The organism is Psychrobacter sp. BI730 (genome assembly GCF_013414195.1).
In the GTDB taxonomy this organism is placed as follows: Bacteria; Pseudomonadota; Gammaproteobacteria; order Pseudomonadales; family Moraxellaceae; genus Psychrobacter.
Genome location: NZ_JAATTV010000002.1, coordinates 169,016 through 184,644 on the forward strand (window position 1 = coordinate 169,016; position 15,629 = coordinate 184,644).

A 15,629-nucleotide genomic window follows, 5' to 3' on the forward strand; every position below is an offset into this window, starting at 1 on the left:
TTATAAGTAGTGTTTTTATAAAAGGTACATATATTTATAAGGTAAAAGTTAAGCCAGCCTAGTTATTCATTTTCCATTATTGTTTGGCTTTGTATTGCTTGTCGTTCTTATGACGATTTTTTATAGGACTAAACAAATCTAAATCAAATCAGTGTTAAGTAACAGGCATTGTTTGTTATGGTTTTGACCAAAAATATCATTTTATAGAAGCGTTCGTCGTTACGTAGATATGGTGAGTGAGCCGTTAATTGTGCTGACAACGTTTTACTTTATTGTCATGGTGACAGCATTATTCAAGGCAGGACTGTGCATCTGATGCACTTGGTAACAAAATAATCTCGTAATATGAATGGCTTGGGTTAAGGGCGCATACGTTACTGCACCAGTAAGACAAAAGTCTCGGCAACCAAACGGCGAATGTCTTATACTAGGGGGCTTGATTTATAGGCCAATGCCTTGATAAACCAGTAGTGATAAATCATGGTATGGCACAGTGTTAGTCGTGAAAGATAGCAATGAGCAACCAGCAATGATCAACCAGTGAGGCAAGTATGAATAGCGTAGAGAAACGGGCAATCCTCGGAGTCGGTGGCATCTTTGCCTTACGTATGATTGGCTTGTTTATGATTGTGCCGGTATTTTCTGTTTATGGTGACAATTATGCACACGCGACGCCGTTTTTAATTGGTTTGGCCGTTGGTATTTATGGCTTAGGGCAGGCCATCTTTCAGATACCGATGAGTTTGGCTGCTGATAAATTCCCGCGTAAGCCTATTATCTTTCTAGGATTGATACTGTTCGCTGTCGGCGGCATGATTGCAGCAAATGCGACTGATATTTACGAAGTGATTATTGGTCGAGCGCTGGCGGGTAGTGGTGCGGTCTCTGCTGTGCTTATGGCACTATTGGCTGATGTGACTCGTGAAGAGATGCGTACCAAAGCGATGGCCACGATGGGTCTGACGATTGCGACCTCTATTATGCTGGCCTTTGCTTTTGGTCCATTGTTAGTCGGCTCGCTCGGTATCTCTGGACTGTTTTGGCTGACTTCAGGATTTGCTATATTGGCGATGCTGCTATTGGTAGTTGTACCGACGCCTATGCGCGTGCTTAAGCATAATTTGGATAACAAAACCATTGGTCAACAGTTGGCCACTGTCCTTAAGATTGGCGATCTTAACCGCTTACATATCGGCATCTTTGCGCTACATCTGACGATGACGGCGATATTTGTGATATTGCCGCACCAGCTCAGTGACGTACTTGGCTTGTCAGTACGTCAGCAAGGCATGGTGTATTTGCCACTATTGTTTATTGGCTTCGCCATCGCGATACCGTTTATCATAATCGCTGAAAAGAAACGCAAAATGCGTCAGGTTTTTTTGGGTGCGATTGCATTAATGACCGCCGCTTTAGCATTGTTAGCGCTTGGCAGTCAGGTCGGTGTTGGTATTATATTGGGTTTGCTGCTGTACTTTATGGGTTTTAACTTACTTGAGGCGACGATTCCCTCATGGATATCTAAGCGCGCACCAGTCGCCAATAAAGCGACCGCAATGGGGCTTAATTCTTCCAGTCAGTTCTTTGGGGCGTTTGTAGGCGGGGCAATGGGTGGTCTGTTATTAAGCCAGCCTAATTTGTTGGCGTGGGGCATACTGGCTATTATTATGGGTGCCGCATTGCTTATTATTATTCCCATTTCTCAGCCACCTTATCTATCGAGCACAACGGTTACTATTCCCAAAGACATCAATATCCAAGACTGGTCACGACAGATGCTGGCAGTAGATGGCGTTGACGAGCTGGTCGTAATGGCAAAAGAGCAAGTCGCCTATTTAAAGTTAGATAAGACACAGTTGACGGATGATTCACGTCAGCAGCTATCGAGTTTGGCGCAAAGTCCGCTAGATATTTAATACGACATATAACAGCTTTAGGCTTATGTTTTTATATAGAGATAAAGCCAAATAGCAAAAATTGCACAGACAACAATCTCATAAACCACCAATATCAATCAGTGGAAACTAACTATTTATCTCTATTTAAAAGGAATTAATATGAGTAAATTTAAGATGTTGTCTGGTAGTGTCATCGAGGGTAGAAAGAAGGTGCATCGCTCAATAGCCAAGTTAACCGTAGGTCTTGGTCTATCAGCCATGCTGCTGACCTCTGGTTGCGCTACACAAAATATTCAGGCATATCAGAACACCACACCGACGCTCGACATGCATAAGTTTTTTTCGGGTCAAATCGATGGTTGGGGAATGTTCCAAGGTCGAAATGGCGAAGTAAAAAAGCGCTTTTATGTTGATATTGATGCAACCCATGAGGGAGATGATGTCATTGTCCTAAACGAGAAGTTCTCGTGGGCAGATGGCACGAAATCGCAGCGTATATGGCGTCTGACTGAGCAGACAGATGGCAGCTGGAAAGGTGTCGCAGGTGATGTCATTGGCGAGGCAACAGGGCAAGTGGTTGGCAATACGTTGCACTGGAATTACTTATTAGAGTTACGTGTCGAGGACAAAACCTACAAAGTAACGTTCGATGATTGGATGTATCTTATCAATGAAGATGTCATGCTCAATCGCTCAGTGATGAAAAAATTTGGCGTAGAGCTGGGTAGCGTGACATTAAGTATGCATCGTAAGCCTTCCGATGCTAACTAGAAATCTCTAAATCACTTAATAATAAGTAAGGTGCTATGCAATATCGATAAAGGTAGACGGTGTTCTTTAGCGTCTTAAAATGGCAAAATAGCAGCATATTTATCTATTACCTGTTATTTATTGGACTCTACAATATTGACGAGTATATCAAGATAGAGTATCTAAGCGACATAGACTGACGTGTACCATAGGCAGCCTATAGATATTTCGATAAAAATTGGTTAAAGTAAAATTATACAATTGATAGTATCAAATGATGCTATCAAATAACGATTAAAACAGTTTATTAAATTATTCATAAGTAAAAGGACGGTATCATGCGCGGAGTCAATAAAGTTATCATCATCGGTAACCTCGGAGCAGATCCTGAGGCACGCCAATTCAGCAATGGCGGTAGCGTAACCAATATCTCGGTTGCGACATCAGAGCAGTGGACAGACAAACAAAGCGGCGAAAAAAGAGAAGCGACAGAGTGGCATCGTATCGCACTTTTTAACCGTCTAGGTGAAATCGCAGCGCAATACCTGCGTAAAGGCAGCAAAGTCTATATCGAAGGTAGTTTACGTACACGTAAATACCAAGACCAAAGTGGTCAAGACCGTTATATTACTGAGATTCGTGCTGAACAAATGCAGATGCTCGATGGTCAAACTGGCGGCGGTCAGGGTGGAGATAGCTTTGGTGGTCAGAACCAAGGTCAGAGTGGCGGCTATAATAATCAAGGTGGCCAAAACAACCAGAACAACTTTGGTCAGCAAGCAAATAATCAGATGGCACATCAAGGCGGCTACAACCAACCAGCGGCTCAAGGTGGTCAGAACAGCTTTAACAATCAGGCGCCTGCTCAGCAAAACCAGTTCAATCAGCCAGCACAGAAACCTGCACAATCTAAGCCTACAGCAATGCCAGATGGCCCTGTAGATGATGATATTCCGTTCTAATTTTAGGATATATAAGAAAGAAAGTGTAATTTTTGTGCGTCAGAGCCCCGTATTAACGGGGCTTTTTTAATGCTTGCTATAGTTGATTCAATTTAAAAGAGATACAAGGCAACTGAGTGCAGATGTATATATAATACTTCAAGCGAGGTTAACGCTGTAGCTCTTTTATAGAGGATTATTAGCTATATTCAAAAATATAATTCAGTTGATGCTTTTTAACGTAGCTAAACTAATTTTTTATTAAAAATGTTTTTAATTTATTTATTATGCTCTTAATCTGTAAACGATTAAACTTAAGTTTATTTAGTATTGGTTTAATACTATTGGTTTTCACATTATCTAGTATGCCTACTACCTTCTATACTCTATATTGACCGTTTATACCAAAAAATAATTATGATTAGTGACGTTTAGTTTTAAAAATTGCTATACTAACTTTATATGGCGTATAGTTAATGTATCTTGATCGTCTTTAAATAAATTTCAATGATAATAGCCAAAGTTTTACTTGTTTCTTATTAATAAATCGAAAGCTATTTGGATAATAGATCTTTATATGAAATGGTTAACTCATTCAGAAAGTACCATAGGAACGACATAGCAAGTTACAGAGCTAATGCAAAACTATCTCCAAGATTAGCAGTATTTGAGAGTATAGTGCATTGACTTACTGCTCTATTATTTTAACAGTAGATTTTTATCGAAATATTACTATGAAGTTTTTGCAATAATCAAAATACTAGAATTTTGTTTTATTATTAGAAGATGCTTTCAAAGCTATAATAGCAATATATAAAGAATGATGACCTGTGTGTTCAGATTTATCTAAAACTAATTCTATTTAAAATGGATACAATGAGCATTTATCGCTATATATTTTCTATTTATAATGGATTGTTCGGGCTGTTATTAGAAATTAAATACTCTTTAGAATTAATGATATTTTATACATAGATTTAATGGCCAATGAACGATTTGTTCCCCGCATGTTTTCACGAAAAACAATACCTCAATAGAGGCCACACTCTTATTTTATAGTTGGATTTATTATGAGCAAAAATAACGCAATTGATTTAGAAAATTTGAACGTAGATGAGTTACGTGCTATCACTGAAAACGCTCAACAACTTATCGCCAAAAAACAGCATCAACGTTTGTATGATGCCTATATGCAGTTCGAGAAGATTGCAGAAGATAGCAATGCAACGATCGAAGAGATACTGAAAGCTGGCGAAAAATTAGAGAAAAAACGCAGTATTAAATATCGTAATACTGATGATCATAGTGAAACTTGGACTGGCCGTGGCCGTAAGCCAACGTGGTTGGTTGAAGCGCTAGCAGCAGGTCGTGATATCGAAGATTTTGCTATTTAATTAGCTGTTTTCTTATAAAATACCTTTCTGTGAACCAGTTTGAAGTTGCTATTTATAATGGTGTATTTACAACCATTTAGCGACAGACATAGCTGCTTTCGAGAAAATAAAAGCCAGTATCTTTACTGCCAGTATTTTGGCAAAAAGATACTGGCTTTTTTTCTGTCATCTATATGCCATTGTTTGTTATGATAATGACGTTTTTGTCTTATATAAGAGTTATACGACTGTGGCCCAAGTATCTGAGTTTTCTCATAAACGTCCCCGTAAGCTCTGGTGGCTGGTTGGGTTTGTGTTGTTTGCGCTATTTGCTGTATTGCAAATGCCAGCAGCATGGTTACTTGAGAAATACGCGCCAGATACGCCCTATGTCCAGCATGTATCCGGCAATGTATGGCAAGGCGCTGCTATTTGGCAATTGCCTATGTCATCAACGTCGCTTACAGGTATGGCAGAATGGTCATGGAAGCCTTGGCAGCTACTCATAGGTAAGCTAGGTGCGGACGTCAATATTCACTCATCACAGACACGTTTGAATGGGCAAGTTAAACTTGGGCTAAACTCATGGCAAGTTGACAGCATTAGTGGGAAAATTGCACCTGAGACGCTAGCGAGTGTAGTCAACTGGCAGCTGCCAAATACCCCTATTCAAGTAAACAATGTATCGCTAACGCGCCAGTCTGATAAAAATGACGCATCTAGTAGCGATCCTGCTAAAGACGCTGGCGGATTTAGTGCAGCGGATGGTCAATTGACTTGGGTTGGTGGTGAGGTAGGCTATCCTAGTGGTGGCAAAGTTTTTTATATTACGATGCCTGCTCTAAGAGCCGAGCTTAGTACAGAGCAAAAAAACAATAGAGATTTGCTGCATATCAATTTATTGAATAATCAAGATAAGCGTTTGGGAGATCTGTATCTCGATAGCGATAATATGCTCGATGTCAGTTTGACGCAGCGTTTGCTAGAGAACATGCCTGAGTATAAAGGACAAGCCCCTCAAGATACGCCAGTTGTCAGTGTGCGCCAGCCATTGCTAGCTGGTTTGGGGGCGAACTAAATGCTTAATATCGCCGCAAGCTTAAAACCTGTTATCAATACTCTCAATCGCCTTTCAGCTTGGCTATTATTGTTAGCTATTGCTTGGCTATGCTGGACAGCCGCCCGTCTTTTATGGTTATTACTAGCAGCACCTCTAGCGCCTGCATTGCCTTTAGCGCCTCTACAGAATAGTGCCAAATCCACCAAAGATTATAGCAGCTTATTTGCAATCTTCGCTGACCCCGATCCTATTACCGCAGCCGTGCAACCACCTCCCAACATTGAGCTCAAAGGCGTACTACTAGCCATACCTGAGAGCATGTCTTCCGCCTTATTGAATGTCAATGGCGAAGTCAAAAATTACCGCATTGGTGATAAATTAAAAGACAGCGATTATATGCTCGTGGCTGTTGACTGCAATTCAGTTATCATCGCTGATGCTAACGATAAAGAAACCGTTATTAAAATGCCAGAGGCGATGCCATTAGACCAAAGTGATATGCTAGCAAGCGGAATAAGCAATCAGCGTTTGCCAAATAATAGCATGTTGCCTACAGCGCCCCAGCCAGTACAAAACGCTGTTCCTGAGACAGAAAAGGCAACTGGCGCAGACACTTCAAGTAATCCACAGTCAGCTATCGAAGAAGCGGTTACGGCCTTGCAAGAAAACCCCGCCAGTTATCTAAGTAGGATGGGAGTGATGGCATCAGGTGAGAGTTATCAAGTCACAGAGGCGATGCCTGCTGGCCTACGTAATCGTTTAGGGCTTGAGCCAGGCGATAAAGTACTGACCGTCAACGGACAGAGCGTAGGTAATAACCCTGCACAAGATGCTGGTGTACTTCAGCAAGTACAGCAAGCAGGTGAAGCGCAGATAGAGGTTCAACGTGGTGAGCAAGTTATTACGATTCGCCAGCAGTTCTAGCAAGGTAGGTTTTTAGCAAAATTGCTCCTTAAAAAATCAGCACATAGTAAGCAATATCACTGTAGGTAATCATCAATATGGTAAGTTTTCAGAATTTTTCAGCCACGCCTTTGTACTGTAGCCTGCAGCGTTTGATGCGCCTGTGTCGTCCACTTTGTCTAGCAGTGCCATTATGGGCTGCTGGTATTGGTCTTGCCAATGCTGAGAGCTGGAAAGTCAATTTGCAAGACGCTGATATCAAAGCTTTTATCAATGAAGTTGCGACCATCACAGATCAAAACTTTGTGCTTGATCCGCGTATCAATGGCAATGTCACAGTCATCTCTAACAAAGCCTTGTCCCGTGATGAGATTTATCAGTTATTTCTGAGCGTGATGCAAGTGAATGGTATCGCTGCGATTGAGTCAGGAACGACGACAAAACTGGTACCGGATAATATTGCTAAGCAATCTGGTGTGGCGGTTGATTTACGCGGTGATAGTGTTGGCGAGTCGCTCGCTACTCGAGTTATTTATTTGACTAACACCCAAGCTGCAGAAGTATTAGGGGTTATTCGCCCATTGATGCCGCAGTCGGCTCACGCGGCCGCTGTACCTGGTGTCAATGCGCTAGTATTGTCTGATAGAGCAGACAGCCTTAACCAACTGACAGCCCTTATCCGTGATTTAGACAGCAATGTGAATGACAGTTTGCAAGTGATACCACTACGCCACGTCGATGCCGAACGTATGATGGAGTTGATTAGCGCCTTAGTCTCAAGTGCGGGTAGCGGACAAGCCCAAGGTGGCAACAATCAGCTAAAGGTGATTGCTGATACGTCAAGCGATAGACTGCTAGTCAAAGGTAGTCCTGAAATGATTGCTAAAGTCCAAGAAATGGTCAATCAATTGGATACCACGCCGACCAGACGTTTAAGTGGTCTACGTGTCTTTCGATTAAAGTATGCTAGTGCTGGTCATATCGCCGATATGTTACGCGGCTTACTCGCTAATCAATCTATCAATAGTGCTGGCGCGACCTCGACACTAGAATCCGCTTCGCTAAATGATGTAAGTAGCACAGGCGCCGCAATTAATAATGCAGCTAGCGATAGCCTAGGTAGCAGTGCGGCCGCTGTGTCGACTAGCAGCACAAATGGAACAAGCACAGGAGTGGGCGGTCGTCCGTTTAGTATTATCGCTGATGAAACTCAAAATGCCGTTATCGTCAACGCCGCACCTGAGCTAATGTTCGAGATTGAAGATGCGGTCAACCAATTAGACAGTCGCCGCGCACAAGTATTAATTCAAGCCGCTATTGTTGAAGTGTCAGGCGATGATGCCACTCAGCTAGGCGTTCAGTGGGCACTAGGTAACGCCAACAGTGGCTATGGAGTGGTCAACTTTAATAATGTGGGAGCCAGCGCGACGACACTTGCGGCGGCGGCTTTAGCAGGGACAAGTACAAGTACGGCAGGTATTAGCGCTGCTGCCAGCTCTATCGCAGGTGCATTGATAGGTATTGGAGACAGTCGCAAAGACAGTCAGGGCAATACAGAGTTTTATGGCGCTATTTTACAGGCGCTTGACTCATCTACCAGTGCTAATCTATTGTCCATGCCATCGATTTTGACATTGGATAATGAAAAAGCCAGTATCTTAGTTGGTCAAAACGTACCTTTTGTCACGGGTTCTTTTACCACTAGTGGCAATAATTCAAACAACCCATTTCAGACAATTGATCGTCAAGACATTGGTATTAATCTGAATGTTATTCCTCATATTGGTGACAATGGCACAGTACGTTTAGAGGTATCGCAAGAAGTCTCGTCAGTCGTGCCAGGCAGTACGGGTAATGCCAGTGGACTAATTACCAATAAAAGCCTTATTAATACGACCATTCTAGCGGATGATCAGCAGACGATTGCCTTGGGCGGATTGATGCGTGACAACACCACTACACGTCAACAGAAAGTTCCTGGACTGGGTAATGTTCCAGTCATCGGTAGACTCTTTCGTTCTGACAATGACAGCACCCAAAAGAGCAATTTGATTATCTTTTTACAGCCAACTATCTTACGTGATGGCGGCGCGGTAGCGAGTGTGACTGAACGCAAATTCAATCAAATGCGAGTGTTGCAGCTGGTCATTGATAAAAACGGTACGATTAAGCAATTACCATTGAGTGGCACTGAAGGTTGGAATGGTAATGTCAGTGCGGATTACGAGCTCATGCCGCTCAACCCCCTTATCCCTAAACGTGATCAAGCGCCAAAATCTACTTCGCAAGGTTTTACGAGAGTAGATAGCCCGAATAGTGGTATCACGACCTATCCTCTTAATCGTTAAAATATTAGCCTTATATATAACGGTTAATATGATTCAACTGACATAAATTAATGTACGATGTGATAGATACTAGTTACATCGTACATTAGCTTGCGTATTCATAACACAGATAAACATAGCTGCTTTTATATTTAGGTATATTGGTTACTAATAGAATAATGAGTTACGTATCATGTTTTTCACTATAGTAAATCAGAAACTAAGATGACAGATTATAAGAATACAAAAAAGTGGTTTTTACTGAGTGTGGCTGCAACTGCGCTATTGCTCATCCCTAGGCGCAGTAGCCGAAAGGACAATACGAAGATAGTAAGTAACCATGATACCGTATCTGAGAGCAGTATTAATGATGCTCGTGAGAATGTAATTAGTAAATAGAAGCTAGTAATTAAAAAGTAGAAGATTAAAAATGCGTCTATAGCAATCTATCATTTAATTTTATGTTCTGAAAAGTTAGTTTTGGAGTTTATTAATGTGTGGCAACGAATCAGTGACCATTGCTGAGAGAACAGATGCTAGAGAAGTTTTAAGAAATGTCTATCCTATTATAGATACGCATACACATTTTGATGCTCCAGTATTCGACAATGATCGCAGACAACAGGTAGAGCAGGCTTATAGTCAAGGTATTCGTCACTTAGTGCTAGTAGGTTATTTATACCAGTATTTTGATCGAATGTACGATACTCAAGATTTTATCAATGAACTGTCGCAATCGTCTGCGACGAAAGCAAACAACCAAGATAAATGCGATGTTGCAGCCCATGTCGCGCTAGGCTTACACCCATTTTATATTGAGCAACATACCGATGATCATTTAATACAACTTGAACAAATGGTGATAGAGCAACGTCCATTAGCCATTGGTGAGATTGGGTTAGACACCTTTACCAATGCAATGAAGCAGCCTGATGTATTTGCTAAACAAAAAAGGTTCTTTGCGGCGCAGTTGGATATAGCAGTATCCCATAATCTGCCAGTGATGCTACATATTCGTAAAGCGCATGCTGAAGCACTTGCGATATTAAAAGCACATAAATACGATGCGCGTAAATTAGGCGGTATTGCCCATAGCTTTAGCGGTGGTGAACAAGAGGCGAAGGCTTTTGTAAAATTGGGGTTTAAGCTTGGTGTTACGGGTCAGATAACCAACCCGAATGCCAAGAAACTGCGCCATGCTATTCAAGTAGCAGTTGAAAGTCATGGCATCGAATGCTTGGTCATTGAAACGGATTGTCCAGATATGACACCTATTATGTGTCAGACAACGGATGATACTGATTCACATAATAGAAATGTACCAGCCAATCTGCCACGGGTATTAGCAAGCTTGAGTGAGCTATTAGAAATACCACATGATAAACTTGCTAAGCAGTTATGGCAAAATAGCTGTGATGCTCTGAAAGTAGACTGGGCTTACTAAATGTAACTGTGCTATTTATAAGAAAAGCATCGTTGTAATTAGAAGCTAAAAAGTATGAGCCGTATAAATGACAACCAAAATATTTGAAAAGAGAATTTGATCTGTTATGAGTGACACGCGACAATTTGAACAACCAGAATCCGTCGAAGACAGTCTTGCACAAGACGAATCGCGCCAACAAGATGAGCAGTACGATCGTCGTTTTCAAGGTACACGGACACTCTATGGTACCTCAGCGGTTGATACTTTTTCGGCAGCTCATGTCTACATTATTGGTGTAGGAGGAGTGGGCTCTTGGGCAGCAGAGGCGCTGGCTCGGACAGCAGTGGGAACGATTACGCTGATTGATTTGGATGTATTGGTTGCGTCTAATGTCAATCGCCAATTGCCTGCACTAGACAGCACATTTGGTCAAAGCAAAATTGAAGCAATGGCAGCCCGTATTAGAGAGATTAATCCCACAGTAACGTTAAGTTTAGTCGATGATTTTTTGACAGTAGATAATGTCGCCACACTTCTGCCAAGTCGTGAGGCAGTCAAGTCCGCTACTGCTCAGGGGAGACCGATTGTTATTTTAGATTGCGTAGACGATATGAATGCTAAATTAGCAATTGCTTTACACTGTCGATTTAATAAACTAAAGTTGGTCTGTGCGGGCGGTGCAGGTGGCAAAATAGATCCAAGTCAAATCAGAGTAAGTGATTTGCGTGACTGTTATCAAGACCCACTGCTTGCCAAGTTACGCAACAAGTTACGCCACGAAAAAGGTATTAACAGTACTTTAAAAGAAAAATTTGGTATCAAATGTGTCTATTCGACAGAGCCGCCAATTATAGATAAAAGCTGTCAAACAGGCGGTTTGCAATGCGGTGGTTATGGCTCAGCAGTGGTCGTTACGTCAGTGGTGGCGATGATTATGGTGAGTGAAGCATTACAATTATTAATAAAACAGACGAGTCGTAACTAATACGTCTGATATTATTTAATGGAGTTTACCTTGTCTATATCTAACTCGCCCAAGCAGAGCTACCCTGTCGCGGTAGATGAATTAGAACGTGTCAACAAGCTAAAGAAGTACCAGGTACTCAACGAAGATGATGAGCCTGCGTTCGATCGACTGGTTGCACTTGCAAAACTGTTTTTTGATGTGCCAGTCGTTACGATCACTTTTATGGATGAGGAAACACAGTATTTAAAACCAGCTTGTAAATTTGATAGTGAACCTGAAAGTGTATGCACGACATCACGTGACATTGCTTTTTGTAACTATACGATATTGTCCGATGACGTTTTTATAGTGCCAGATACTTGGAACGACGATCGCTTTAGCCAGAATCCCATGGTCACAGGTTCTCCATATTTACGATTTTATGTTGGTGCTCCTATTATCTTATATGAAGACAATAAAAGGTATCGTCTAGGTACTTTATGCCTTATGGATACGAAACCTAATCATAGTTTTAGTGAGCAACAATCAGAGATCTTGGCAGAGTTTGCAAAAATGGCAGCTGATGCTTTGCAGTTGCAAGATAAGCAGCGTGATGCTAAGCGTGCTAATGAGATGAAATCGAGCTTTTTGGCCAATATGAGTCATGAGATTCGCACACCGATGAACGGTATTATCGGTATGGTAGAGATGTTAGGCGATACCCAACTCAGTAATGAACAGCGAGAATACGTTGATAACATTAAAGTCTCCAATGAGCATTTGATGGTCATCATTAATGGTATTTTGGACTTATCAAAAGTTGAGTCTGGAAAAATGACGATTGATTCTATTCCATTGAATTTATCTAGTTTATGCAATGAGGTCGTCAGTTTATTTGCAATAAAGGCACGTCAAAGAGGCCTGACCTTAGATTATCATTATACTGAAACACTATCACCTTATGTAAACGGTGATCCTGTACGTCTAAAACAGATTATTGCAAACTTGGTCAATAACGCGATTAAATTCACGCGTGAAGGTGGTCAAGTAAGTATCGATGTTAAACATATGGACAATTGCTACTGTCCAAATAACATTAACGAAAAATTCGTGAGTACGAGTCAAGAAAAAGAAGCAAGCAAAATAGAATGCGATGAAACTGGTCAGAATATAACTTTGTGTATAGAAGTGAAAGATACGGGTGTTGGTATCAAAGAAGAGTCGTTAGAGGCGATATTTGACGCTTATGACCAAGCGAATAAATTTACTCATCGTATTTATGGTGGTACTGGACTTGGACTATCTGTTTGTAAGTCCCTAGTCGATTTGATGGGTGGTCATATACATGTGAACAGTGAAGTAGGAGTCGGTACGACATTTAGTGTTTTATTACCGTTAACTACTATTGATGAAGACAAGTATGAGACATGGCAAGACTCTAACGATACGACCATGATTGAACCTACGCATGAGCGGTCTGGGCATATCTTGTTGGTCGAGGATGATGCTGTCAACGCGATTATAGCCAAGAAATCACTAACCAGCAGCGGACATACCGTCACCCATGTTACAGATGGTCAGCAAGCAATTGAGGCTTTTGCTTTATTCCCGGACCGTTATGATGTGATATTGATGGATCATCATATGCCGATTATGGATGGAGTACAGGCAACTATTAAACTGCATGAATTATATGATCCCCAAGTATTGCCGCCTATTATTGCCTTGACTGCCAATGCAATGGACGGCGAGCGTGAGAAATATCTGAAAGTTGGTATGCAGGATTATTGCACCAAACCTTTTAAGCAAGAGCAGTTGAATGCCTTGGTACAGTATTGGCTGATACAGAAGCAATCATTGGAGCAAGAGTGATTAGTATTGGCACCATTGATTAGCATTTTAATGTAACTATGATCGGTAAATATAAAAAAAGCTTAACCGCCTATATGGTGGTTAAGCTTTTTTATTGATGATAAAGATATCAGTAAATATCAACTACCAGTCATGTTTAGAGCGATATTAGTTCACGCGAGTTTGGTAGTCGCCAGTACGTGTATCAACACGTACCACTTCACCTTGTTGCACAAATAATGGTACACGTACAACAGCACCTGTCTCTAATTTAGCAGGTTTGCCACCACCGCCTGAAGTATCGCCGCGTACGCCAGGATCTGTTTCTACAATTTCTAACTCAACGAAGTTAGGCGGCGTGACTGACAGAGGAGCGCCATTAAATAACGTAATGGTACATAGAGCATTGCTGTTCTCTTTTAACCACTTGATTGAGTCACTCATTGCGTTTTTGTCCGCTTGAATCTGCTCAAAGCTCTCAGGATGCATAAAATGCCAAAACTCGCCATCGTTGTATAGATAGTTCATTTCAGTATCCATCACATCAGCAGCTTCTAGGCTGTCACCTGACTTGAAAGTTTGTTCCAGTACTTTGCCACTACGAAGATTGCGCAACTTAACACGGTTAAAGGCTTGACCTTTACCAGGTTTGACAAATTCGTTTTCAAGAATGGCACAAGGGTTGCCATCAAGCATCACTTTTAGACCAGCTTTAAATTCATTAGTAGAAAAACTTGCCACAAGAAACTCCTAGGGGTTGTAAATATAATAGTAAGACATAGGGCTGACTGTACCAAAATTTTCTGTTATGCCAAGTATTTACGGATTAACGAGGATACTTTGATAGGCTAGACACTAAGGGCGTATAATATCGGATTTTGGGCACAGGTAATAGGCTGTCATGATAAACCATTTAATCACACAAAAAAACTGGCAAACGCAATTATCGCAAGCTATTACATCTGTTGATGAGCTATTGAGTATCCTACAGCTTGAATCAATGCGTGCAGAAGTTTACGTACCTAAGCATTTTGAACTGCGTGTGCCGCGTGGCTTTGTGGCAAAAATGGCTATTGGCGACCGTAATGATCCCTTGCTTAAACAAGTGTTGCCAGACCAGCAAGAGCAAATCAACGTCACAGGCTACGTAGCAGATCCGCTAAGCGAAAACACTCAAAACCCTGTGAAAGGCTTGCTCCATAAATATCAGTCGAGAGTGTTGTTAACGATTACGGGTGCGTGCGCTATTCACTGCCGTTACTGCTTTCGCCAGCATTTTGACTATAGTGCCAACATGCCAACTGCCGATGCAAAAGAAAATATCATCAACTATATTAATGCAAATCCTGAGGTCAATGAGGTGATTTTGAGTGGTGGTGACCCACTAAATGTGACTAATAGACGTTTGTTTTCATGGTTAGATACTTTGGAGTCTCTTCCGCAGATTACTACCATTCGATTGCATACGCGTTTGCCATTGGTGATACCTGCACGCTTGGACGCTGCATTGTTAGAGAGGTTATCTCAAAGCCGCTGCCATATTGTCATGGTCATTCACTGTAATCATGCCAATGAGCTAGATGCACCAACTGCTGAGTATTTGCAACGTGCTAGAGCAGCTGGAGTTACGCTATTAAACCAAGCCGTGTTGCTAAAAGGTGTCAACGATACCCTTAACGCGCAAGTACAGCTTAGTCAGCGTTTGTTTGCTTCTGGCGTGCTACCATATTATTTACATGTGTTGGACAAGGTGGCTGGTGCGGCGCATTTCGATAGTAGTGAGCAAGCAGCGATTGAGCTTTATTGGTCATTGCTAGCATCATTGCCAGGCTATCTTGTCCCTAAGTTGGTTAGAGAGTTACCTAATAAACCTTTTAAAGTGCCGATTGATATTTACAGCAATAGCTAATGTAGGGCACTATATCAATTTAGGAGAATTAGTAAACAAAGAGCGGCTCTTAAAAAAAGATGCGGATAGTATCTTTAGAAACTAAAATCTAGGATTTATGCTTTTTTATAAGTATAAATAGATATATGATTGGAACAGAATATAGACTGTCAGTATGTAATCTAACTAAAAAGCATATAACGTTAAATACAAAACTTTGCCAGTATGTAGGTATTGTCAGAGCGTACTGCTAGATTTAGGCTCAC

At 41.4% G+C, this 15,629-nt stretch carries 13 protein-coding genes; 12 read left to right on the forward strand and 1 reads right to left on the reverse strand.

Annotated features, from left to right (window positions below):
* Positions 1-551 precede the first annotated feature (551 nt).
* The 11 genes from HCZ91_RS01880 (at position 552) to HCZ91_RS01930 (ending at position 13,496) form a co-directional block, all read left to right on the forward strand.
* A complete protein-coding gene (locus tag HCZ91_RS01880) occupies positions 552-1,916 on the forward strand; it encodes an MFS transporter (RefSeq protein WP_057761326.1) in 1,365 nt (454 codons plus the stop codon).
* 141 nt (positions 1,917-2,057) lie between these two features.
* Positions 2,058-2,669: a DUF3833 domain-containing protein gene (locus tag HCZ91_RS01885; protein WP_179797696.1), complete on the forward strand. Its 612-nt coding sequence runs from the start codon at positions 2,058-2,060 to the stop codon at positions 2,667-2,669.
* 317 nt (positions 2,670-2,986) lie between these two features.
* A complete protein-coding gene (ssb, locus tag HCZ91_RS01890; protein WP_101204383.1) occupies positions 2,987-3,610 on the forward strand; it encodes a single-stranded DNA-binding protein in 624 nt (207 codons plus the stop codon).
* Positions 3,611-4,659: 1,049 nt separating this feature from the next.
* The gene (locus HCZ91_RS01895) at positions 4,660-4,983 is read left to right on the forward strand and encodes an H-NS histone family protein (RefSeq protein ID WP_179797698.1); all 324 of its coding nucleotides are present in this window, start codon (positions 4,660-4,662) and stop codon (positions 4,981-4,983) included.
* A gap of 229 nt (positions 4,984-5,212) precedes the next feature.
* A complete protein-coding gene (gspN, locus tag HCZ91_RS01900; protein ID WP_179797700.1) occupies positions 5,213-6,040 on the forward strand; it encodes a type II secretion system protein N in 828 nt (275 codons plus the stop codon).
* Positions 6,041-6,946, forward strand: coding sequence for a type II secretion system protein N (locus HCZ91_RS01905; RefSeq protein WP_179797702.1), 906 nt, complete (start codon positions 6,041-6,043; stop codon positions 6,944-6,946).
* 77 nt (positions 6,947-7,023) lie between these two features.
* Positions 7,024-9,273, forward strand: a complete 2,250-nt coding sequence (gene gspD / locus HCZ91_RS01910) for a type II secretion system secretin GspD (RefSeq protein WP_179797704.1) — start codon at positions 7,024-7,026, stop codon at positions 9,271-9,273.
* Positions 9,274-9,477: 204 nt separating this feature from the next.
* On the forward strand, positions 9,478-9,651 hold the full coding sequence (locus HCZ91_RS01915) for a hypothetical protein (RefSeq protein WP_179797706.1): 174 nt from the start codon (positions 9,478-9,480) through the stop codon (positions 9,649-9,651).
* Positions 9,652-9,745: 94 nt separating this feature from the next.
* Complete coding sequence (locus HCZ91_RS01920) at positions 9,746-10,696, forward strand: TatD family hydrolase (RefSeq protein WP_179797708.1); 951 nt, start codon at positions 9,746-9,748, stop codon at positions 10,694-10,696.
* A gap of 106 nt (positions 10,697-10,802) precedes the next feature.
* Positions 10,803-11,663: a tRNA threonylcarbamoyladenosine dehydratase gene (locus tag HCZ91_RS01925; RefSeq protein ID WP_179797710.1), complete on the forward strand. Its 861-nt coding sequence runs from the start codon at positions 10,803-10,805 to the stop codon at positions 11,661-11,663.
* A 30-nt stretch (positions 11,664-11,693) separates the two neighbouring features.
* Positions 11,694-13,496, forward strand: a complete 1,803-nt coding sequence (locus tag HCZ91_RS01930) for a GAF domain-containing hybrid sensor histidine kinase/response regulator (RefSeq protein WP_257019937.1) — start codon at positions 11,694-11,696, stop codon at positions 13,494-13,496.
* Positions 13,497-13,643: 147 nt separating this feature from the next.
* Here the strand turns inward: HCZ91_RS01930 and efp are convergent, their stop codons facing one another.
* Positions 13,644-14,216: an elongation factor P gene (gene efp, locus HCZ91_RS01935; protein WP_160022040.1), complete on the reverse strand. Its 573-nt coding sequence runs from the start codon at positions 14,214-14,216 to the stop codon at positions 13,644-13,646.
* A gap of 160 nt (positions 14,217-14,376) precedes the next feature.
* Here efp and epmB point away from each other — a divergent pair, with 160 nt between their 5' ends.
* Positions 14,377-15,384, forward strand: a complete 1,008-nt coding sequence (epmB, locus tag HCZ91_RS01940) for an EF-P beta-lysylation protein EpmB (RefSeq protein WP_179797714.1) — start codon at positions 14,377-14,379, stop codon at positions 15,382-15,384.
* The last annotated feature ends 245 nt before the right edge of the window (positions 15,385-15,629 follow it).